Origin of the sequence: Kitasatospora sp. NPDC057223 (assembly GCF_042669755.1) — a bacterium.
In the GTDB taxonomy this organism is placed as follows: Bacteria; Actinomycetota; Actinomycetes; order Streptomycetales; family Streptomycetaceae; genus Kitasatospora.
This window is the reverse complement of the sequence record NZ_JBHUWW010000145.1, coordinates 1-21,559: the sequence shown is the minus strand read 5'-3', so window position 1 is coordinate 21,559 and position 21,559 is coordinate 1. Positions and strand designations below refer to the sequence as shown.

15 protein-coding genes are annotated in these 21,559 nt (G+C 71.5%); 4 read left to right on the top strand and 11 right to left on the bottom strand.

Annotated features, from left to right (window positions below; all coding sequences use genetic code 11):
• Nucleotides 1–146: 146 nt before the first annotated feature.
• The 3 genes from ACFUK0_RS34030 to ACFUK0_RS34020 form a co-directional block, all read right to left on the bottom strand.
• A complete protein-coding gene (locus ACFUK0_RS34030; RefSeq protein WP_380256763.1) occupies nt 147–785 on the bottom strand; it encodes a TMEM175 family protein in 639 nt (212 codons plus the stop codon).
• 145 nt (nt 786–930) lie between these two features.
• The gene (locus tag ACFUK0_RS34025) at nt 931–1,686 is read right to left on the bottom strand and encodes a class I SAM-dependent DNA methyltransferase (RefSeq protein ID WP_380256761.1); all 756 of its coding nucleotides are present in this window, start codon (nt 1,684–1,686) and stop codon (nt 931–933) included.
• A gap of 237 nt (nt 1,687–1,923) precedes the next feature.
• A complete protein-coding gene (locus ACFUK0_RS34020) occupies nt 1,924–2,583 on the bottom strand; it encodes a hypothetical protein (RefSeq protein WP_380256759.1) in 660 nt (219 codons plus the stop codon).
• 467 nt (nt 2,584–3,050) lie between these two features.
• Between ACFUK0_RS34020 and ACFUK0_RS34015 the strand changes: the two genes are divergently transcribed.
• Nucleotides 3,051–4,202, top strand: coding sequence for a methyltransferase domain-containing protein (locus ACFUK0_RS34015; protein WP_380256757.1), 1,152 nt, complete (start codon nt 3,051–3,053; stop codon nt 4,200–4,202).
• 190 nt (nt 4,203–4,392) lie between these two features.
• Here the strand turns inward: ACFUK0_RS34015 and ACFUK0_RS34010 are convergent, their stop codons facing one another.
• The 7 genes from ACFUK0_RS34010 to ACFUK0_RS33980 form a co-directional block, all read right to left on the bottom strand.
• Nucleotides 4,393–5,574, bottom strand: coding sequence for a hypothetical protein (locus ACFUK0_RS34010; protein WP_380256755.1), 1,182 nt, complete (start codon nt 5,572–5,574; stop codon nt 4,393–4,395).
• 115 nt (nt 5,575–5,689) lie between these two features.
• Nucleotides 5,690–9,058 (bottom strand): pullulanase-type alpha-1,6-glucosidase, encoded by a 3,369-nt coding sequence (gene pulA, locus ACFUK0_RS34005; RefSeq protein ID WP_380256754.1) that lies wholly within the window; start codon nt 9,056–9,058, stop codon nt 5,690–5,692.
• 80 nt (nt 9,059–9,138) lie between these two features.
• The gene (locus ACFUK0_RS34000) at nt 9,139–10,842 is read right to left on the bottom strand and encodes a glycoside hydrolase family 13 protein (RefSeq protein WP_380256752.1); all 1,704 of its coding nucleotides are present in this window, start codon (nt 10,840–10,842) and stop codon (nt 9,139–9,141) included.
• A 100-nt stretch (nt 10,843–10,942) separates the two neighbouring features.
• On the bottom strand, nt 10,943–11,845 hold the full coding sequence (locus tag ACFUK0_RS33995) for a sugar ABC transporter permease (RefSeq protein WP_380256750.1): 903 nt from the start codon (nt 11,843–11,845) through the stop codon (nt 10,943–10,945).
• Nucleotides 11,842–12,840 (bottom strand): carbohydrate ABC transporter permease, encoded by a 999-nt coding sequence (locus tag ACFUK0_RS33990; RefSeq protein ID WP_380256748.1) that lies wholly within the window; start codon nt 12,838–12,840, stop codon nt 11,842–11,844. The genes ACFUK0_RS33995 and ACFUK0_RS33990 overlap by 4 nt, the downstream gene beginning before the upstream one ends.
• Nucleotides 12,841–12,922: 82 nt before the next feature.
• A complete protein-coding gene (locus ACFUK0_RS33985; protein ID WP_380256746.1) occupies nt 12,923–14,200 on the bottom strand; it encodes an extracellular solute-binding protein in 1,278 nt (425 codons plus the stop codon).
• A 384-nt stretch (nt 14,201–14,584) separates the two neighbouring features.
• On the bottom strand, nt 14,585–15,595 hold the full coding sequence (locus ACFUK0_RS33980; RefSeq protein WP_380256744.1) for a LacI family DNA-binding transcriptional regulator: 1,011 nt from the start codon (nt 15,593–15,595) through the stop codon (nt 14,585–14,587).
• A gap of 526 nt (nt 15,596–16,121) precedes the next feature.
• Here ACFUK0_RS33980 and ACFUK0_RS33975 point away from each other — a divergent pair.
• Nucleotides 16,122–18,734 carry an alpha-amylase family glycosyl hydrolase gene (locus ACFUK0_RS33975; protein ID WP_380256741.1) on the top strand — a complete coding sequence of 871 codons (2,613 nt, stop codon included), beginning with the start codon at nt 16,122–16,124 and terminating at the stop codon, nt 18,732–18,734.
• Nucleotides 18,735–18,992: 258 nt separating this feature from the next.
• On the opposite strand, the gene ACFUK0_RS33970 is transcribed toward ACFUK0_RS33975, so the two are convergent.
• A complete protein-coding gene (locus tag ACFUK0_RS33970; RefSeq protein WP_380256739.1) occupies nt 18,993–19,904 on the bottom strand; it encodes a LysR family transcriptional regulator in 912 nt (303 codons plus the stop codon).
• Between the two features lie 113 nt (nt 19,905–20,017).
• On the opposite strand from ACFUK0_RS33970, the gene ACFUK0_RS33965 reads away from it, so the two are divergent.
• Together ACFUK0_RS33965 and ACFUK0_RS33960 are read left to right on the top strand one after the other, a co-directional pair.
• Nucleotides 20,018–20,830, top strand: coding sequence for an inositol monophosphatase family protein (locus ACFUK0_RS33965; RefSeq protein WP_380256737.1), 813 nt, complete (start codon nt 20,018–20,020; stop codon nt 20,828–20,830).
• 47 nt (nt 20,831–20,877) lie between these two features.
• The gene (locus tag ACFUK0_RS33960) at nt 20,878–21,522 is read left to right on the top strand and encodes an NADPH-dependent F420 reductase (RefSeq protein WP_380256736.1); all 645 of its coding nucleotides are present in this window, start codon (nt 20,878–20,880) and stop codon (nt 21,520–21,522) included.
• Nucleotides 21,523–21,559: the final 37 nt, after the last annotated feature.

Below are 21,559 nucleotides of genomic sequence, written 5' to 3'. Positions count from 1 at the left end.
GTCCGGTGCAGCGGCGTTTCCGGCGTCCCGGCCGGTGGGAGTTCCGCGTCCTCGCTGCTCCAGCTACGGCTTGAGGATGACGGTCCGTCAGTGGTGCGCCCGGCTCAGGGCCGCAGGGCCGGCTCCGGACCGGCGCGGTAACCGGCTCAGTCGCCGGCGGACGCCGGCGGCCTGCTGCGCGGCAGCCCTTTGGCGGCCTTCGGAACCACGATCCACAGGATCCAGGCGTACGGGGTGAGGAAGAAGACCGGGACGGACAGCCCGAAGCCGAACAGCATCCCGTACAGCACCGGGTCCCCGGCCGCGACCAGCTCCGCCGGGACGTCCGGACCGCGCAGCCGCCGTGAGGTCATGCGGCGCTCCATCGCGATCACCACCGCGTGCGCCAGGCACTGCAGCAGGGCGTAGAAGCCGAACCGCAGGCCGATGGTGTCCGTGTCGTCGCCTTCCGTGGTGAGGAGCTTGGTCGCGAACGGGTTGAGCACGATCGTCAGCAGCCAGCAGGCGTTGAGTGTGCGCAGCCTTCCGTCGGTGCGTTCGGTGTAGCGGAAGACCCGGTTGTGCTGGCCCCAGGCGGCGGCGATCACGGCGAAGCTGATCAGGAAGGCCAGGTAGTGGTCGAGGTCCTCGTGCACCGCAGAGCGGAACGCGGGGACGGTCGGGCCTTCTGGTACCGGCAGTTCGAGGGCCAACAGGGTGATGGCGATCGCCACCACGGCGTCGGAGAAGAAGATCATCCGGTCCGCGGCGCGTTCCTCGAACCCCCGCAGAGTCCTCGCCTGCAACGCAGCCTCCTTCGTCGGTCCGCCCCATCCTCGTCGGGGGAGTGGCCGCTGCCGGCGCTGCGACACACCCTTGCCCTGCGACACACCATGACGGCCACGGCCCAGTGCCCTGTTGCTCGGCTTCGGGGCTCCGAGGCGTGCGGCGTCAGCCGATCGGCTTCTCCCAGACCGAGACGTGCTGCGCGCTGTTCTCGGTGAACGGTGTGCGCGTCCAGCCGTCCCAGCGGTCGCGGAGCCTCAGGCCGGCGAGCTGGGCCATGAGGTCCAGCTCCGCGGGCCAGACGTAGCGGAAGGGAATCGTTCGGGTCTCGCCGCGGCCGTCCTCGGTGACCTCGATGTAGTGGCAGGTCGCGTCCTGGGTCGCCGTGTTGTAGACGGTGTAGGCCCACTTGGTGGGGCCGGTGCGGAACGGGACGATGTTCTGCCCGGCCGGGATCCTGCGCAGTTCCGGGACCATCACCTCGATGACGAAGCAGCCGCCCGGCGCGAGGTGCTCGGCGGCGTTGCGGAAGCAGGCGACCTGGGCCTCCTGGCTCGTCAGGTTCATGATGGTGTTGAAGACGAGGAACGCGAGGGAGAAGGGCCCCTCGGCCGCCGTGTCCACCCTCACGGTGGCGAAATCCCCGATGGAGACGCCGATCTCCTCGCCTCCGGGCTTGGCGCGCATGTGCTCCACCATCGCCCGCGACAGTTCGATGCCGTGGACCGGGACGCCGCGCCGGGCGAGCGGCAGAGCGATCCGCCCGGTTCCGATCCCGAGTTCCAGTGCCCTTCCGCCGCCCGCAAGTTCTGCGAGGACGTCGACGGTCCGCTCAACGGTCTCCTCCTGGAACTCGGGAGCCGAGGACTCGTCGTACTGCTCCGCTACGCGTTCTCCGAAATGCCCGTCATCATCGACCATCGACCGACCGTACCGACACAGCGACGAAGGGTGCTGGCATTTCTTGGACGGGCCCGTCCGTTCGGTTGGCTGATCGGGCGACTTCGGCGACTGCAGGAGGGCGTCCCGGGTTGAGGTGGCCGAACTCGTCCGGACACAGGGATCGATCTTGCGGTAGCGGGCGATCACCGAGGACGGTCGCCGGCCGGCGTCGCCTCGGCACGGCCGTCTCGCTCCCGAGCCGTCCACAGGCACGGGTCAGGGGGCCGGCCGCGCCGCGGCGGTGCGGGTCGCGAGGGTCAGGTCCGCCGCCCCTTGCAGGTCGGCCTCGCCCTGGCCCGTCTCGACCTTCCTGCTGAAGTCCATGACGAGGCCGATCGTCCAGCCGTCCGCCCAGGCGCACACCGGGATGTCGGTCGAGGCGGTCGATCCGCGCAACGTCGCCACTGTGCAGTGCAACGCCGTCGTCGAGTCGTGCGATGCGTAGTCCTGGGCGGGGACGAGGGTGAGCGAGCCCGTGCCCGAGTTGGCCGTCGGTGCCGCGCGAAGGGCCAGATCTGCCTGCCCCGCCAAATCCTGGGGGTAGGGCTCGGGACTGTTGATCCCCGCGAAGTAGAACGGCGCGTTGATGTCGAACCCGGCTGCGACGGCCGTGGGCGAGCGGTCGGCGAAGAGTGATGCCAACTGCACGCCCATCCGCTGCGCGAGGCCCTCACGGGTGTGCTGGCGGGCGCCGCCGACGGCCTGCGGGGCGGTCAGTTCGCGTCTGGGGGGTACGCCGGTCGCCGAGGCGGAACTCCTTTCGGCTGCTGGGGTGCCGGCGGTGGCCGCCGACTCCGCACGGGTACCGGTGGCCGAGCAGCCGGCTGCGAGCGCGGCGAGGATGGCGAGCAGGGTTGTCGACCGGTACCTGAACATGCTTCGGACTCCTCCGGCCGGTTCGACCGGCCTCCGGCCGGGGCCGCGCCTCCCGCCGCCCGTGAACAGCAAGGTACCGGTCACGGGGCCGCGCCATCTTCGCCCGGAAGCCTCGGGACGAGAGTCCGGGGCGAGGGCGTTGCGTTCGCATTGAGCGGCCGGGGCGGAACACGGAACTGCCGCTGCGCACCGTGCGACGGACCCCGCTCGTCGGGGGAGGAGCAGGGTGGCGGTAGGGCACTGCACAGGGGCGCGTCGCATGTGCATCCGCGCTCCCGGGCGCGCCCCGCGCCCTCTACCGGAGTGCGGTGCGGGCGAGCAGGATGGCCGGTGATATCCGCCTACGAGGGGGTCAGTATGGGTGCGCACGAGAAGCCGCCGCCACCGCCGGGCGACGGGTCACCGCCTCCTGGGAATGCCGACGGACAGGTACCGCCCCCGCCGCCCGGCGACGGAAAGCACAAGAAGTGACCGGTCTTCAGGAGTGGCGTGACGGCCTCGCGGAGGCCATGGACCAGCGCGGGGCGTGGCCCGGGCGCTCGCCGTGGCTGCGTGAGGCGGTCGCGGCACTGCCGCGCGACCTGTTCGCCCCGGACGTGCTGTTGCGGTGGGACGGGCAGGCCTACCTCGCCGTGGACCGGGGGACGGACTTCGCCGGGTGGGCCGGCGAGCTGTACCGGGACCAGGACGCGGCGGCCGTCACGCAGGTCACCGACGGCCTGCCCACGTGCAGCCTGTCGGCGCAGGCCCTGGTGGTGGACATGCTGGACTCCCTGCTGCTGGAGCCCGGTCACCGGGTCCTCGACCTCGGGACGGGTGCGGGCTGGAACGCCGCCCTGGCCGCGTGGCGCGCCGGGCCCGCCCTGGTGAGCTCCGTCGAGGTCGACCCCGGCCTCGCGGAGGGCGCCCGGACCCGCCTGAAAGCGGCCGGCCTCGACGTCGCCACCGAGATCGGCAACGGCACGGAGGGGCGTCCGGACGGCGCCCCGTTCGACAGGGTGATCGCGACGTACGCCGTCGAGCGGATCCCGTGGGCCTGGGTCGAGCAGTGCGCGCCGGGCGGCCGCATCGTCGCCCCGTGGGGGCGCCTCGGGCACGTTGCCCTCAACGTGGCCGAAGACGGCGCGGATGCCGTCGGCTGGGTGCAGGGCCTGGCCCGGTTCATGCCCGACCGGGGCGAGCCGGGCGGCGGTGCCGGCTTCGCGGAGATCCGGGCAGGCACCCCGGCCGACGCCTCCTACCCTCTGCACCGCAACCTCGCGCCGCTGCAAGAGGACTGGAACCTGCGCTTCGCACTGCGCGTCGCCCTGCCCGACGTCCGGATCACCACCGCGGTCGATGCAGACGGCACATCGGCGTGGTTGCACGACGGCGCTGCCTCCTGGGCCGCCCTGTCCGCCTCCGCCGACGGGCCGGGCGCCGTACACCAGGGCGGACCCCGCAGCCTCGCCGACGAACTGGACAGCGCCTGGCTTTCCTGGGAGAAGCACGACCGCCCGACGCCGTACGACTTCGGGATGACCGTACGCCCCGACGAGCAGTTCGTCTGGCTGAACGACCCGCACACCGGGCCGCGCTGGCCGTCCGCCCCGGAACGCCGGCCGGCCGGCGGCACCTGAGACGACCCGCCGCCGCACCCGTTGGCCCGACCGCTCAGCCACCCGGTCATGCGGTGGGGCTACCCGTCCGGGGCTGGTGGGCGGCAGTCCGGTACGTGGAGACCGGTGTGCCGGTTGCCAGGGGGTTGGCCTGTGCCGACGCCGGGCCGGTCCCGGTGTCCGACGTGGCGTGGTGGTGCGGTCTGTTGCTCTACCTGAGGACGACGTTTGCGCGGTGGCCTTCGAGGAGTCGCAGGATTTCGTCGAAGTACGTGAGTGATCGGTCGGGGCCGTCGACGAAGTCCAGTGCCCGGCGTGCGATGTCGGCGTCGTGCCACACCAGGGTGAAGGGTCCTACGATGCCGCGCCGGCCGCTCAGACAGTCTTTGAGGTCGTCCCACCCTCGGCCGATGTTGAGGCCCGGGCCGATGAGTGCCTCGCCCAGTGCGCAGTACAGGCCTGGTAGATCGGTGATGAAGCGCCCCGCGAGGTGGTGGGTTCCGCCGGTGCTGTCCGGTCCGCCTGGATGGCGGCGTGTCAGGTTGAGCCACTCGGTGCGGCCCTGGGTGTCCAGCGGGGCCCACTGGTTGGGCGTGCTTGGGTGGCCCCGGTACCAGGTCTCCCAGATGTGCCGGGCGGCCTGCGGGGGGCGGTCGTCGTCCCCGCCGTCGGCGAGTGTGATGTCGAGCAGCGGGTCCCCGAGTACGGACGGACGGACATCCGTGATCTCCAGGCGGACCATGTGGCGGGCCATCTCCCGTCCGGTGCGGTCCAACGCCTGCAGAGCGGCCCATTCCTTCGTCCATGACCGCGGGTCGCGCAGGGCGGCGAGCAGTGGCCCGCCGGGTTCGCACCCGATGAGCTGAAGGGGAATGTCTGCCTGTGCCGCGCGCGGGACGAGGAGACCGTCGATCCCGAGACATTCACCGGTCAGCACACCGCGCCGGCTCGCGGCATAGACCTCGTAGCGTGGCAGGGTCGGCATGGTGCCGGGGCCGGCACCGCACCACACCTCGGCGTGTTCGATGACGCCGGTCCCCACGACGACGTCCACGAGGCCGGGATCGGCCGCGTTGGGCCGGTGCGTGAGGACGACCGCGTCCACGAGGTCCCAGGCGAACTGGGGCTGGCGCTCGTCCCAGATCGCGACTTCCAGCGTGCCCAGCGACCGCGTTGCTTCGTCGGGCCGGGCGATCACGTCGCCCCAGGGCCCATCGGGCTTGCACCCTCGTATCGTCAGGACCTCACGCGGCGGCGGCACCGGATCGACGAACAGGCCCTCGACGGCTGCGCACCGTCCCCAGTATTCGACATCGAGTTCGGCATCGACCTGACCCAACAGGTACTTGACCGGGAAGTCATGGCTCCATCCGGCCTGATCCTCGATCCGCACACAGCCTCCGAACACTCGAACGGTCTTGACACGTCGACGATACGGCGCAGTGCTCCCTCGCCGGCCCGGCCGCGTGGTGTGCACGCTGCCGGGCCGACAGGGACGGGCCGGGTGGTTACTGCTCGATGAAGACGGCGACGGTGTGGGCGGGGACGGTGAAGGTGCCCGTGGCCTGGTCGTAGCGGGACAGCTTGACGGTGGGGTCGGTGCCGTTCCTCTGCACGGGGTGCAGGTTCTGGCGGGTGCCGGCCAGGGTTGGGACGTTCTGGGTCTGGGCCGCGCCGGTGGCGTTGTAGATGACGGTGACGGACTTGTAGGTGTCCAGGCCGCGGCCGTCGAGGTGTTCGGTGATGACGCCGGGGGTCTCGCCGGCGGTGCCGGAGAGGGGGAAGGTCAGGCGCTGCTGGACGGCCTTCGCGGTGTCGAGGGAGAACAGGGGGGTGGAGCGCTTGATCTTCAGGAACTGCTGGTACTGGGCGGTGGCGGCAGCGGTGTCGGCGCAGCTGGGGGTGAGGGCGGGGTTGGCGAGCAGCGGCTTGGCGTAGCTCCACTGGGCCTGGTTGCCGCCGGAGGTGGCGAGGGGGAGGCCGTGGCCGAAGCCGTTGCCCTGGGTGCAGTCCCAGTGGATGGCGTTGAACCAGTCGCCGCTGTCGTAGGAGTCGCCGTCCAGGGACTTGGAGCGCAGCAGGTCGGTGCCGGCCTGGACCATGCTGGGGCCCTGGGCGAGGGTGGTGGTGGCGAGCGCGAGGGACTGGATGCGGGCGCGCTCCGCGGCGGTCGTGCCGGCCGGCAGCTTGTGGGCGAGGCTGTCGTAGAGGGCCAGGTTGTCGTGGGCGTCGACGTAGGTGACGGCTTCGCCGGGGGCGGCGGTGTAGCCGGCCGGGTCGCCGTTGTAGTCGATCTGCGAGCCCTTGCGGCGGGTGCCGTCGCTGGTGGTGAAGGTGTAGCCGGCGAGGTTGCCGGTGAGTCCGAGCTTCACGAGGTCCATGTCGTGCAGGAGGTCGGTCTTCTGCCGGTCGGGAGTGCCGTTGACGGGAGCGCCGTTGGGGTTGGTGAACTGTCCGCTGGCGAAGCCCTGCTCGCGCGGGTCCGGGTCGGAGGGGCCGCCGCCGCGTACGCCGTCGCGCAGGCGGTCGTTGAAGGTGCCGATGCCGGTGCCGGCCATGTTCGCCTGGGTGGCCTGGACGAAGCGGACGTCGTCGGCGACCACGCCGTAGTTCCAGCCCTCGCCGTACAGGGTGGTGGCCTTGCCGTCGATGCCGTCGCGGCGCTCGGTGAGCCTGCTGAGCGAGGCCTTGACGTCGAGCATGGTCTGCTTGGGGTCCAGGCCCATCAGGTCGAAGCGGAATCCGTCGACGTGGTACTGCTTGGCCCAGGTGGTCACGGAGTCGACGACGAGCTTGTTCATCATCGCGTTCTCGGGGGCGGTGTCGGCGCAGCAGCTGTCGCGGGTGACGGTGCCGTGGGCGTCCTGGCGCTGGTAGTAGCCGGGGACGACCTGGTCGAGGACGGAGTCGGGGTCCTGGCCGGCGGCGGCGGTGTGGTTGTAGACGACGTCCATGACGACGCGCAGGCCGGCCCGGTGGAGGGCCTGGACCATCTCGCGGAACTGGACGGTGCGGGCGCCGCCGTCGGGCGAGGTGGCGTAGGAGCCCTCGGGGACGGTGAAGTGGAAGGGGTTGTAGCCCCAGTTGTAGGCGTCGGCGGCCTGGGTGCCGGTGATGCAGGTCTGCTGCTGGTCGGAGTCCGGGGCCATGCCCGGCAGGTCGCAGGCGGGGGTGGCCTGGTCGGCACGCTTCTCGGCGGTGCCGGCGAAGTCGAAGGCGGGCAGGATCTGGACGGTGGTGACACCGGCGGCGACGAGCTCCTTCAGGTGCTTCATACCGGCGGAGGCGGGGTCGGTGAAGGCGAGGTAGGTGCCGCGTTCGGCCTCCGGCAGCGCGGTGTCGGCGGCGGAGAAGTCACGGATGTGGAGCTCCTGGATCTGCTGCTGTCCGCTGCTGATCGCCTTCGGCGACCCGGTGTCGTCCCAGCCGCGCGGTGCGAGGGCCGCGTCGTCGAGGTCGATGATCTGGCTGCGCCTGGAGTCGGCGGACAGGGCGAGCGAGTACGGGTCGGTGACGGTGTTGGTGACGGTCCGCTGGACACTGGGGGCCCAGACCCTCACCTGGTAGCGGTAGTACTTGCCGTTCCAGCTCCTGTCGCCCTGGACCGACCAGACGCCGGTCGACCCGTCGAGGGTCAGGGGGACGGTGCGGGCCTCGGTGGAGTCGGCGGTGTCGTACAGCTCGACGGTGACGGACTGTGCGGTGGGCGCCCACAGGGACAGGGTGGGCTTCCTGCCGTCGAAGACGGGTCCGAGTTCGGCGTCGGCGGCCCTGGCGGCGTACAGGTCGTCCAGGACGCCGGCGCTCTGCAGTCCGGTGGCGGCGATGAGGCTGCCGGTGGCGTCCATCGCGGCGACGGCGCTCTGGCCCTTGACGAGCTGCTTGGCCTTGCCGGCCCATTCGCGCGGGACGCGCAGCGCGGTGAGGTTCGCGAGGTGGGGGTACTTGGCCTTGAGGGCGGCGGGCAGGCCCTTGGGGTCACGGGTGAGCGGGACGGCGGTCCCGCCGGTGATGCCGGTGCCGGCGGCGGTGAGGCCGCCGTCCGGGGCGGTGGCCAGCTGGAAGGTCTTCGCGGCGGCGGCGTTGTCGCCGAGGTCCCAGGCGATGGTGTCGGCGGTGAGCCAGTACCCGGAGCGGGGGGCGAGGCTGGGCTTGGGCTGTCCGGCGTAGACGCTGAGGACACGCGAGGCGGCGGTGTAGCTGAAGGTGGTGGCGTCGCCGGCCTTCGCGACGGTGAAGGTGGTGTCGGTGCCGTCCACGGGGGTGGCGGGCAGGCCGAGGGCGGCCTTCGCGTGGTAGGTGCCGGCGGGCAGGGCGGTGGTGGTGAAGGTGGCGAGGCCGTCGCCGTCGGGGTCGGTGAGCCAGGCTGCCAGGCAGTCCGTTGCCGCGGTGGCGCAGCCTAGCTCGTCCAGGAAGTCGCCGGCGGCGGTGACCACGGCGGTGTTGAGCGTGTCGGTGATCCAGTGGGTCGCCGGGTCGTAGAGGAACGTGACGTCGGCGCCGGCGGCCGGGACGGCGAGCGGGATGTTCGCCCCGCCCGGCGCGGCGTTCAGGCCGTAGTTGACGGCCCAGCTCTTCTCCAGCGCCGCCTTGTAGGAGTAGGCGCCGCCCGGCAGGTGCGCGGAGAGGGACCAGATGCCGTCCGTACGGCGGGTCATCTGGGCCTGGTCGCAGTCGGGGGACCAGTCGCCGGGGCAGCCGAAGAGATGGTCGAGGTCGCCTGCCACGGCGACAGCGGTCGGTGCGGTCGGCGCGGTCGCCGGGTCGGCGGCGAGCGCGGGGACGGGGGCCAGTCCGGCGGCCGCGAGGACGACGGCGGTGGCGACGGCCTGGCGGGCGCGGCGGGATCTGCGTGCGGAAACGGGTCGGGGGGTCATGGCACCTCTTCGTGTCGCGACGGGTGGTGAAGTGGGGGAGCGGCGATGGGGGTGCCGCGGCCGGGTACTGCGGTCGGAAATCAGCCGGTGGTCCACCAGGCGGTGGTGTCGGCGGGCAGGACGCTGCGGTCGCCGTCCAGGGTGAACGGGCCGCTGGCGAGGACGAGTTCGCCGGGGGTGGGGACGGTGACGGGGCGGCCGGTGATGTTGGCCGTGCACCGCAGGACGGCGCCGTCGGGGCCGGTGCGCTCGAAGGACAGCACACCGTCGGGGGCGTCCAGCCAGGTCAGGTTGTCGGCGCCGCCGAGGGCGGGGTGCGCGCGGCGGTGGGCGAGGGCCGCGCGGTAGAGCTCCAGCGTGGACGCCGGGTCGCCGGCCTGCGCCTCGACGGAGAGCTGCGCCCACTCGGCGGGCTGCGGCAGCCAGCTGCTGCCGCCGTCGGGTCCGAAGCCGTACGGGGCCTCGGTGCCGGACCACGGGATGGGGACGCGGCAGCCGTCGCGGAAGCCGTCCTGGCCGGCGGCGCGGAAGTAGGAAGGGTCCTGGCGGACCTCGTCGGGCAGGTCGGTGACGTCGGGCAGGCCGAGCTCCTCGCCCTGGTAGACGTAGGCGGAGCCGGGCAGGGCCAGCATCAGCAGGGAGGCGGCGCGGGCGCGGCGCAGGCCGAGCTCCCGGTCGCCGGCGAGGCGGATCTGGGTGCCGAGGCCCGGCTCGTTGGCGAAGCGGGTGGCGTGCCGGGTGACGTCGTGGTTGGACAGCACCCAGGTGGTGGGTGCGCCGACGGGGCGCATCGCCTCCAGCGACTCGTCGATGACCTGCCGCAGCGCACCGGCCTGCCAGGAGCTGGCCAGGTACTGGAAGTTGAAGGCCTGGTGCAGCTCGTCGGGGCGCACGTAGTTGGCGGTGCGCCGGGCGGTGGGGGTCCACGCCTCGGCGACGCCGATCCGTTCACCCGGGTACTCGTCGAAGATGGTGCGCCAGGTGCGGTAGATCTCGTGGACGCCGTCCTGGTCGAAGCAGGGGGTGGCGCCGGTGCCGAGCAGCTTCATCGGGTCGTGGACACCGAGGTCGGGCAGGCCGGCCGCCTTGACCAGGCCGTGGGCGACGTCGATACGGAAGCCGTCGACGCCCCGGTCGAGCCAGAACCGCAGGACGGCGTGGAACTCCTCGCGGACGGCGGGGTGTTCCCAGTTGAAGTCCGGCTGCTCGGGGGCGAACAGGTGCAGGTACCAGTCGCCGGGGGTCCCGTCCGGGTCGACGGTACGGGTCCAGGCCGGGCCGCCGAAGACGGATTCCCAGTCGTTGGGCGGCTCCTCGCCGCTCCCGCCCTTGCCGGGACGGAAGTGGTAGCGCTCGCGCAGCGGGGAGGCCGGGCCCTCGCGCAGGGCCTGCTGGAACCACTCGTGCTGCTCCGAGGAGTGGTTGGGGACCAGGTCGACGATGATGCGCAGGCCCAGGCCGTGGGCGTCGGCTATCAAATGGTCGGCGTCGGCGAGGGTGCCGAACATCGGGTCCACCGCGCGGTAGTCGGCGACGTCGTAGCCGGCGTCGGCCTGCGGGGAGGCGTAGAACGGGGAGAGCCAGACGGCGTCGACGCCGAGGTCGCGCAGGTAGGGCAGGCGCGAGCGGATGCCGGGCAGGTCTCCCATGCCGTCGCCGTTCGCGTCGGCGAAACTGCGGGGGTACACCTGGTAGATCACCGCGTCGCGCCACCAGTCGGCTCTGCGCGCGGCGTCGGCGGGGGCGTCGGCGGGCCGGTCGGTTGTGGCGAGATGCTGGGTCATGGGGTCCTCACGACGACGGCGGCGGGTGTTGCCGCGATTACGGGGAGTGATGGTCCGTGGGCGGGCCGGGCCGGCCGCCCACGGTTTGTGCGGTACCGGGTCAGCCCTTGGTGCTGCCGGCGGTCATGCCGGCCACCAGGTGCTTCTGGACGACGTAGAAGACCAGGGCGGCGGGGATGGCGATCAGCACGGAGGTGGCGGCCATGAAGTTCCACTGGGAGTTGAACTGGCTGACGTAGGTCTGCAGGCCCACGGCGAGGGTGTACTTGTCCTCGGAGAGCATGAAGTGCGAGGCGTAGGCGACTTCGCCCCAGGCGGTGATGAAGGTGTAGAACGCGGCCACCGACAGGCCGGGGCGGGCGAGCGGCAGGACGAGGCGCCAGAAGGTGCCGAAGGGGCTGAGGCCGTCGATGCGTCCGGCCTCGTCGATGTCGACGGGGATGGTGTCGAAGTAGCCCTTGAGCAGCCAGGCGCAGTACGGCACCGCGGTGGAGCAGTAGATCAGGATCAGGCCGCTGTAGGTGTCGAGCAGGCCCAGGTTCGCCATGATCTTGTAGAGCGGCACCATCAGGACGGCGACGGGGAACATCTGGGTGAGCAGGAAGGTGTACATCAGCGTGCCGCGCCCGAGGAAGCGCATCCGGGAGACGGCGTAGCCCGCACTGGCCGCGATGAGGACGCCGATCACGGTGGTGCCGAGCGCGACGACGACCGAGTTCAGCATCCAGGTGCCGAAGTTGGTCTCGGTCAGGACGTGGCCGTAGTTGGACAGCGACGGGTGGTCGAGGATACGGCCGGGGTGCTGGTAGTCGAACTTGTCGGCGCCGAGCGAGATGTAGGCGATCCACAGGACCGGGAACGCGGCGACGAACGCCATCACGCTGAGGCCGCCGTGCAGGCTGACCGACGAGGTGGCCCTGCGCCGGCGGCGCGTGCGCGGCCCGGAGGTGTCCGGGGGTGCGGCGACGGTCGGGGGTGCGGTGGGCGTGGCTGCGGTGGTCATGAGAGGACCCCCTCGTCGTTGCGCTTGAGCCAGCGGCGGTAGACGCTCGTGAAGACCACGAGCAGGGACAGGCAGAGGATGCCGACGGCTGCCGAGGAGGCGTAGTCCTGGGGCTGCTGGCCGAAGAAGAGCTTGTAGGCGTAGGTCACGAGGATCTGGACGCTGTCGCTGTTGGTGCCGAACAGCAGGAAGATCACGTTGAACTGGTTGAACGTCCAGATGACGCCGAGCAGGATCACGGTGCTGCTGACCGGTCGCAGGCCGGGCAGCGTGACGTTGACGAAGCGCTGCCAGGGAGTGGCGCCGTCCATCTCGGCGGCCTCGTGGAGCTCCTTCGGGATGGCCTGCAGGCCGCCGAGCAGGGAGATCATGATGAAGGGGAACCCGCACCAGATGTTGACGCCGATCGCGGCGGCCTTCTGCGCGAGCGGGTCGCTCAGCCAGGACGGGCCGGTGACGCCCACCAGGTCGAGGAGCTGGTTGACGGCGCCGTCGTCGGCGAGGATGAGGCGCCAGGCGAAGATGGTGACGAAGGTGGGCACGGCCCAGGGCAGGATCAGCAGCATCCGGTAGAAACCGCGGGCGCGCATGTCGCGGTTGAGCACGATGGCGAGGGCCAGCCCGAGGGCGTACGTGATGGCGACGCAGGCGACCGTCCACGCGATCGTCCACACCAGGTGGGGCCAGAACTGGTTGTTGGCGCCGGTCAGGATGTCGGCGTAGTTCCTGAGGCCGACCCAGCTGTAGGTGTCGGGGATGTGGTTGGCCCCGATGGTGCGCCCGACGTTCTGGCTGGTGGCGTCGGTGAAGCTGAGGTAGATCCCCTGGACGAGGGGGTAGCCGACGATCGCCCCCAGGACCAGGACGACCGGCAGGCACATCGCCCACGCGTACCAGTAGCGGTCGTAGGAGTGCCGGATGCGGCTGGGGAGACTTCGGCGGGGCTGGTCACGGCGGTTCTTGCGGGCGGCGTCGCCCTGGACGACGGTCGTCATCTGGCACCTCGGGGGCGGGAGGAAGAACGGGCAGCGGGGCGGTCCCGGCCGGGCGCCCGCTGGCGCCCGGCCGGGGTGCGGGTCACTGCGCGGCGTAGTCCGGGAGCAGCTTCCTGGCGGCCGCCGCGACGTTGTCGAGGCCGGCCTGGGTGCTCTCCTGGCCGGAGAGGATCTTGATCAGATCGGTGCCCAGCGGGTCGTAGAGGGAGGAGTACTGGGCGACGGGCGGGCGCGGCCGGCCGGAGGGCAGGACGGTCTGGTAGCCGGCGATGCCGGGGTTGGCGTTGACCTCGGCGGTGTAGGCGTCGCCGCGGGTGGGCAGGGTGCCGTTCTTGGCCGCGGTGGTGGTCTGGGTCTGGGCGGAGGTCATGAAGGCGATGAACTTCTGCGCGGCGGCCAGGTGGGCGGCGTCGGAGCCGGCGTAGGCGACGAGGTTGTGGCCGCCGAGCGGGGCGCCGGACTTGCCGGTCGAGCCGGCCGGGACGGTGGCGATGCCGAGGTTGGCCTTGTCCGTGAACGCGGCGCCCTTGAGGACGTTGGCGTTCTCCCAGGGGCCCTGGATGATGGCGGCGACCTTGCCGTTGTCGAAGGCGTCCATGATGTTGGCGTAGCCGTTGCTGGTGGTGTCCAGCTTCGCCATGCCGGGGGAGGCGACCAGGGCCTTGAGGGTGTCGATGCCCTTGGCGGCGGCCGGCGAGTTCACGGTGATCTTCTTCGCGGCGGTGTCGAGCATGTCGGTGCCCTCGCCGTAGAGGAACGGCATGGCGTAGTAGCCCTGGGGGTTGAACGCGAAGCCGTCGACGCCGGTCTTCTCCTTGACCAGGGCGGCGTCGGCCTTCAGCTCGTCCCAGGTCTTCGGGGCGGCGGTGATGCCGGCCTTCGCGAAGAGGTCCTTGTTGTACATCAGGGCCAGGGTGTCGGTGACCTGGGGGACGCCGTAGAGCTTGCCGTCGTACTTGGCCTGCTGGACGAGGCTGGGCTGGAAGGCGGCGGCGTCGGTGGCCGCGGCGGTGGCGTCCAGCGGGGCGAGGAAGCCCGACTGGGCGAAGCCGGCCGTCCAGCCGACGTCGGCGCGCAGGACGTCGGGGGCGCCCTTGCTGCCCGCGGCGGTCTGGAACTTGCTCTGGGCGTCGGCGAAGGGGACGTTGACGTAGGTGACCTTGACGTCCGGGTTGGCCTTCTCGAAGTCGGCGGCCAGGGCCTTGAAGACCGGGGCCTCGTTGGTGGCGTCCGAGGTGTCCCACCAGGTGATGGTGACCGGGCCGGAGGCGGCGGAGCCCGATCCGCCGCCCGAGCCGCAGGCACTCGCAGAGACGGTGAACGCAGCCGCGAGGGCGACTGCCGCGATGCCACGACGCATGGTGAACTCCTAGGTGGAGGGGAGATTCCGGGTGGGGGCCGGGGCCGGCGGAGGGCCGGCCCGGGTATCGGTCTGCTGGCGAGCCGGTGGTCCCGTGCGGTGTGCGGGGCCGGGTCGCGGGCGGGGCTCCTCCGGTCACGACGGGCAGGTGCTGCCCGGATTCCGGCGGAGTGAGGGTCCCGCGGTACTGCGAGGTGATGTCCCAGACGTTAGCAGGCTATTAACAGGAGTTAGCTAACGTTTATGTAACGCGGTGACGCAGCTCGGGAGCGGGGCACGAGGGCGGCGCGGGGGCCGGAGGGACGCGGCCCTGAACGGCCGCCGCCCCCTGGCCCGGGTGGGCGAGGGGGCGGCGAGGGGGCGGCGAGGGATCAGGCGCGCAGGTCAGATCACCTGCGAAGGGACGCGGGCGCTGGAGTCGCGCACGATGAGGCTGGTGCCGAGCAGCTGGTGCGGGTGCTGGTCCTCGCCCCGGATGGCGGAGATGAGGAAGTCGGCGGCGGTGCGGCCCTTGGCGGCGATGGCCTGGCGGACACTGGTCAGGCGCGGCCGCAGCCACGCCGACTCCGGCAGGTCGTCGAAGCCCGTGACGGTGACGTCGCCGGGAACGCTCAGCCCGAGGTCGTGCAGGGCGTCGATGGCGCCGAAGGCGAGGATGTCGGACAGGGCGATGACCGCGGTCGGCGCCTTCTCCGCCATCAGCGCCTTGGCGGCGCGGAACCCCTCGGCGCGGGTGCAGGGCACTTCGGCGAGGGTGATGTCCGCGAGGGTGAGGCCGGCCTCGGCGAGCGCCTCGGCGACGCCGTCCATCCGCCGGGCCAGCGGCCCCCGGTACCCGCGCTCGGCCCGCTCGGGGCCCGGGTCGATGGACAGCAACGCGATCCGGCGGTGGCCCAGTTCGAGGATGTGGCGGGTGACCTCGCGCGCCCCGCTCTGGTCGTCGACGTCCACGCTCGGCACGTCCGCCCAGGGGCTGCTGTCCACCAGGACGAACGGGATGCCCCGGCGCTGCAGGTCGGCCACCTCGCCGCGGTCGTGCTCCAGGCCGCAGACGATGAAGCCGTCGACGGCGGCGTACGGGATGGCCTTCAGCATGGAGTCCCGCAGCGGCGGCGTCAGCAGCAGCGTGTAGCCCTGCTCGTCGCAGACCTGGCCCACGCCGGTGAGGAACCGCGCGTAGTACGGGTTCTCCATGATCTTGGCGAGGTTCTGCGGCAGCAGGACGCCCAGTGACTGGGTCTGGCCGGCCTGGAGCATCCGCGCCAGCGTGTTGGGGGAGTACCCGATCTCCTTGGCGGCTGCCAGGATCCGCTCCCGGGTGCTCTGGGAGAGCCGCTCCGGACTGTTGAAGGCGAAGGAGACCGCCGAGCGGGAGACCCCCGCCACCTTCGCCACGTCACTGGAGGTGGGCCGCCCGCGCCCGGAGGGCGGGGCAGTTCCTGGCGCCTTCGCCGGCATGGGTTCCCCTGTCTCGTCTGTGTCATCAAACGATAACGCACGTTACTAACACTGCGACATGGTGCGGGTCCGGGAGCGGGCCCGGCGACCGTCAGGGTGGCCGCCGGGCCCGCCGGGCGCCTCCGGAGGCAGCGGATTTCTGTCCGGAGTCTTGACCCGACTGTCATTTACGCATTATTAACATGAGTTAGCAACCGACCAGCGATGGTGCGGCCCCACCCGAGGCCGCTGGGCCGCTGCGGAACTGCGCACCACCGCGACCATCCTGACCTGGGCGAATCCGCCCGAAGGCCGCCGCGTGCTCCTCCTCCCCCCACCCGACCGCCCACCCGGCCGTGCAAGCCCCGCACGGCCGGACGCCGCCCAGTGCGGCAAGGGCGACAGACCGGAGTTCTGCTGCTCCACCCCGTCCACGCCGGACGGCCCACCCGCCGCAGACACAGCACAGCCACAGGAGACCCCCATGCACCACGCCCCCCGGCACTCCCGGCGGCGCACGGCAGCAGCCGCCGCCGCGTCCACCGTCACCGCCGCCCTCGCCCTGAGCCTCGTCCCCTTCCTGCAGAGCACCGCCAGCGCCGCGTCCCCCACCGCCGTGTCCGTGCCCGGCACGTTCAACAGCGAGATCGGCTGCTCCGGTGACTGGGCCCCCGACTGCGCCCAGGCGCAGCTCACCCAGCGCGCCGACGGCAAGTGGTCCGTCACCCTCAACCTCCCCGCCGGAACCTGGGCCTACAAGGCCGCGATCAACAAGAGCTGGACCGAGAACTACGGCGCCCAGGGCGCGGCCGGCGGCGCCGACATCACCCTGACCGTCCCCGCCGGCGGCAAGGCCGTCACCTTCGTCTACGACCCGGCCACGCACTCCATCACCGACAACGCCAACAGCCGCGTCGTCACCGCCGCCGGCGACTTCCAGTCCGAGATTGGCTGCCCCGGCGACTGGGCACCGGACTGCCTGACGTCCTCGATGGACGACACCGACGGCGACGGCACCTACACCTTCAGCACCACCGCCATCCCCGCCGGCACCTGGCAGGTCAAGGCGGCCCTCGACAAGTCCTGGACGGAGAACTACGGGCAGAACGGGACCGCCGGCGGCGCGAACATCGGCTTCACCGTCCCGGCCGCCGGTGCCACCACCACCTTCAGCTGGAACATCGGCACCCACGTGCTGACCGTCCAGTCGGGCACCGGCACCACGCCCAGCCCGAGCGCCTCCCCGAGCCCGTCCCCGACGGCGACGCCGACCGGCCCGACCGCCGCCAACACCCTCGGCGCGCTCCACACCGGCGCCGCGACGACGTTCCGCATCTGGTCGCCGGACAGCTCCGACGTCAAGGTGGCCGTCGGCGGCACGACGTACCCGATGATCCCGGTCACCCTCAACGGCTACACCGGCGTCTACCAGACCGTCGTCAGCGGCGACCTGAGGAACCAGACCTACCAGTTCAAGATCCGCGGCAACGACGTCCGCGACCCCTACGCGCAGATGGTGAACCCCGGCACCACCCAGGGCGTCGTCATCGGATCCGGCGCCGTCCAGCCCACCGGCGGCTGGGCCACCCGCCCGGCGCGCGCCAACCGCGAGGACTCCGTCGTCTACGAGCTCGACGTCCGCGACTTCACCATCGACCCGACCTCCGGCGTCGACGCGGCCAAGCGCGGCAAGTTCCTCGGCCTCGTCCAGGGCGGGACGACGTACAACGGCGTGAGGACGGGCATCGACCACCTCAAGGAGCTGGGCGTCACCGACGTCCAGATCATGCCCTCCTTCGACTTCAACTCCACCGTGCCGAACTGGGGCTACGACCCGCTGAACTACAACGTCCCCGAGGAGCAGTTCTCCCAGGCGACCTCGCCCGAGGGCCGCATCCGCGAGTACCAGGACATGGTCAACGAGTTCCACAAGGCCGGCATCCGCGTGATCATGGACGTCGTCTACAACCACACCGCCGGCAAGGGCGTGTTCGACGGCATCACCGGCAAGTACTACAACAGCACCGACCTCTCCGGCACCGGCAACTCGATCGACGACGGCAACCCGATGGTCAGCCGCATGATCCGCGACTCACTGGAGCACTGGGTCAAGGACTACAACGTCGACGGCTTCCGCTTCGACCTCCTCGGCGTCCACTACGCCGCCAACGTCGCCGACTGGGGCAGCTACCTCAACGCCACCTACCCGGACCGGCAGCTGCAGATCTACGGCGAGCCGTGGAGCGGCGGCGTCAACGACCCGGGCGAGGCCCAGAAGGCCCGCTACGGGACCGTCCCCACCCTCGCGGCCGCTCACGTCGGCGTGTTCAACGGCGCCTACCGTGACGCGATCAAGGGCGGTACCCAGGACAACGTCATGAACTACATGAACGGCGGCGGCGACCCCTCCGCCGTCATCCGCGGGCTGCGCGGATCGCTGCTCGCCACCAAGAGCACCAACGCCCTGTCCGACCCCTGGAACCCGGCGTTCGCCTACGACCCCGAGCAGAGCGTCAACTACGTCTCCGTGCACGACGACCTCAGCCTCTGGGACAAGATCACCTACTCCGGCGCCGGCGGCGGCGCCACCGGCCGGGCCGGCCAGATCGACCGCTTCGCCACCGGCATGGTCCTCACCTCCCAGGGCGTCCCCTTCATCACCGAGGGCGACGAGTTCCTGCGCACCAAGGTCGTCGGCGGCAACTACGAGAGCGCCAAGAACTCCTACAACTCCGGCGACGACGTCAACGCCGTCCACTGGGGCGACAAGGCCGCGAACGCCGCCACCTTCAAGTACTACAAGGACGCCATCGCCCTGCGGAAGTCGACCCCTGCCCTGCGCCTGACCAGCTGGGACGCCGTCAACAACCAGCTCAGCAGCCAGAACAGCGGCTCCGTGATCACCACCAGGATCAGTTCCAACCCGGCCGCCCCCACCGCCTACGACACCGTCGTGGTCTTCAACCCCACCAACAGCACCCAGAGCCCCGCTCTGCCGGCGGGCACCTGGACCAAGGTCCTCGACACCAACGGCGCCACCAGCAGCAGCGACACCACCAGCGGACCCCTGGCCGTGACCGTCTTCAAGAAGAACTGACCCTCCACGCCCCGGGCCCGCCCCTCCCCGCAGTACCCCGAGGAGTGACGGCGTACACGATCGGCTCGATCGAACCGCGGGCAGCTCACGCAGGCGCCCGGCCGGGACTCCCGGCCGGGCGTCGTGCGCATGCGTCTCCCGGCGTCGGCGGCGTCGGCGGCGTGGACCGAGCACGTCGGTGCCGGGGCCCTGAGCGCTCGGAGACCAACCGGACGGCGGCCCGTCCCAGGGGCCGCTAGCCGAACTCGCCCACCAGCCCTAGGCGTTCGGTGATGCGAACAGCGCCCGGACGGTCTCGGTGGCCGTCTCGCGCAGCCAGGTGTGGGCGCGGTCGTCGTCGTATCGCTGGTGCCACAGCAGGTACAGGGGGACGTCGGGCAGCGGGAGCGGCGGCGGCAGTGTGGCCAGGCCGAGTTGTTCCCGGGCTGCGCGGGTGACCGCGTCGGGGAGGGCGACGACCAGGTCGGTGTCGCGGGCGAGTTGCAGGGCGACGGCGGCGGTGGGCCCGGCGGCGACGACCCGCCGTTCGAGGCCGTGGGTGGTCAGGGCGTCGTCGATCGGGTCGCGCAGGCTTCCGCGCCTCGACACGGTGAGGTGTTCGGCGGCCGCGTAACCTTCGGGGCTCAGCGGGCCCCTGGTCAGGGGGTGACCCGGTCGGACGGCGATGACCAGCCGGTCCGTGCCGACGAGGCGGTGGCTGATGTCGGCAAGCGCCGGACGGCTGGTGCTGGATTCGAGGTCGACCTCTCCCCGGCGCAGCTCGGGGGTGTTCGTGCCGGGTTCGGCGGTCAGGCGCAGCCGGACGCCGGGGGCCTGGTGGTGGACGGCGGTGATCAGGGCGCTGCCGCAGGCGGCGGTCAGGGCGTCGTGCCAGCGCACGGTGAACACCCGGTCCAGGGTCGCCAGATCGAGTTCCTGCTGCGTGGACAGCAGGTGGTGGGCCTGCTGCACGAGGGCGTGGACCTCGGCGCGCATGGCGAGTGCACGGGTGGTGGGGACCATGCTGCGGCCGGTGCGGACCAGGATCTGGTCGTTGGTGGCCTTGCGGATGCGGCCGAGGGAGCGGCTCATCGCCGGTGCGGTGACGTGGAGGCGTGCTGCGGCGCCCGCGACACTGCCTTCTTCCAGCAGTGCGTCCAGGGCGGTGAGCAGGTTCAGATCCAGTTGCATGAGAGTAACTCTACGAGTGAAAAGCATGCACTTGTTGTTAACGGTCGAGGGTCATACCTTCGGAGTGCGGGCGAGAGACGAACCGCCGCACCCATCGAACCGAGGAGCCCGACATGAGCACAGCCATGCCTTTCGCCGCCGACACGACCCTGCTGTCCGAGGTCACCGCCATCGTCGAGACGGCCGGTCTCACGCTGCGGGACCGCTACACCGCGCACGCCCGGGGCGTGAGTCTGGACGAGGTCGTCGCGGAGATCCACGCCAACGACGAAGCGGTGCTGGACGTGCTGCGCGAGCCGCTGCTGCAGGCCCGGCGGGGATCGATGTGGGCCGAGGACGAGCTGGCCGGCGGCGCGCTCCCGCCCGGGGAGTGGTGGGTCGTCGACCCCGCCGAGGGCAACATCAACCACGTTCACGGCATGGAGGACTGGGCCGTCACCGCCACCCTGGTCCGCGACAACCAGCCGGTGCTCACCGTCGTCCACCTGCCCCTGACCGGCGACACCTACACCGCCGTCGCGGGCGGCGGTGCCCGCCTCAACGACCGGCCCCTGAAGGTCTCCGCCAAGACCGACCTGGGCGCCTCGCTCGTCGGTACGGGCCAGGCCAGGCCCGGCGAGGACGAGCGCACCCTCCGGCGGATCGGCGGCTCGGTCACGGCCATGCTCGTCAACGGCCTGGTCGTGCGCGTGTCCGTGCCCGCCACCATGCAGCTCATCCACGTCGCGGCCGGACGCATGGACGCGTTCTGGCAGTTCTCCGACGTCCGCTCCGGTCTGGTCGCCGGCGCGCTGCTGGTCTCCGAGGCCGGAGGCATCGTCACCGACCTGGCGGGCGAGCCGTGGAGCACGCGGAGCCGCGACTTCCTGGCCGCCGCGCCCGGCGTGCACACCGCTGCCCTCAAGGTCCTGTCGTCGATCGCCTGACCGGGCACCTCCGCCCTTCCCACCCGACACCGCAAGGAGCACCACTCATGACCAGCATCGGCATCCTGGGCGCGGGCCGCGTCGGCACCAACCTCGCCGACAAGCTCGCCGCCGCCGGACACCACGTCGTCCTCGGCCGCCGCAGCCCGACGGACGACACCGCGGCGGCCCCCGGGGCCACTCCGCGGATCACCTTCGCCGACCAGCGCACCACCGCCCGCACCACGGACATCGTGATCAACGCGACGCCCGGCGACAGCTCTCTGGACCGCCTGGCCGGCCTGCGCACCGAGCTCGCCGGCAAGGTCCTCGTCGATGTCTCCAACGCCACCCGGGACGCCGATGACGGCCTGCCCGGCGACCTCTGCTACCCCGGCAGCAGCCTCGCCGAGAAGCTGCAGGCCGCGCTCCCCGACACCCAGGTGGTCAAGACCCTCAACACCATGCTGTTCACGGTCATGACCGCCCCCGGAACCCTGGCCGTCCCGCCGACCGTCTACCTCTCGGGCGACGACGAACACGCGAAGACGACCGTCACCGGCCTGCTCACCGACCTGGGCTGGCAGCCCGGATGGATCGAGGACCTCGGCGGCGTCACCACGGCCCGCGCCACCGAGGCCATGATCCTGGTGGCCCCGCACCTGCTGCGCCGGCACGGCTTCCGGCCCTTCGCCGTCTCCCTCGCCCGCTGACCCGGGGCGGCATCGGCGCTGACGGCAGGCCGCAGGC

Coding starts and splice junctions, on each gene's coding strand:
- ACFUK0_RS34025 (WP_380256761.1), bottom strand. CDS start 1,686: ATGGTCGATGATGACGGGCATTTCGGAGAACGCGTAGCGGAGCAGTAC.
- ACFUK0_RS34020 (WP_380256759.1), bottom strand. CDS start 2,583: ATGTTCAGGTACCGGTCGACAACCCTGCTCGCCATCCTCGCCGCGCTC.
- pulA (WP_380256754.1), bottom strand. CDS start 9,058: ATGACCCCCCGACCCGTTTCCGCACGCAGATCCCGCCGCGCCCGCCAG.
- ACFUK0_RS34000 (WP_380256752.1), bottom strand. CDS start 10,842: ATGACCCAGCATCTCGCCACAACCGACCGGCCCGCCGACGCCCCCGCC.
- ACFUK0_RS33995 (WP_380256750.1), bottom strand. CDS start 11,845: ATGACCACCGCAGCCACGCCCACCGCACCCCCGACCGTCGCCGCACCC.
- ACFUK0_RS33990 (WP_380256748.1), bottom strand. CDS start 12,840: ATGACGACCGTCGTCCAGGGCGACGCCGCCCGCAAGAACCGCCGTGAC.
- ACFUK0_RS33985 (WP_380256746.1), bottom strand. CDS start 14,200: ATGCGTCGTGGCATCGCGGCAGTCGCCCTCGCGGCTGCGTTCACCGTC.
- ACFUK0_RS33975 (WP_380256741.1), top strand. CDS start 16,122: ATGCACCACGCCCCCCGGCACTCCCGGCGGCGCACGGCAGCAGCCGCC.
- ACFUK0_RS33970 (WP_380256739.1), bottom strand. CDS start 19,904: ATGCAACTGGATCTGAACCTGCTCACCGCCCTGGACGCACTGCTGGAA.
- ACFUK0_RS33965 (WP_380256737.1), top strand. CDS start 20,018: ATGAGCACAGCCATGCCTTTCGCCGCCGACACGACCCTGCTGTCCGAG.
- ACFUK0_RS33960 (WP_380256736.1), top strand. CDS start 20,878: ATGACCAGCATCGGCATCCTGGGCGCGGGCCGCGTCGGCACCAACCTC.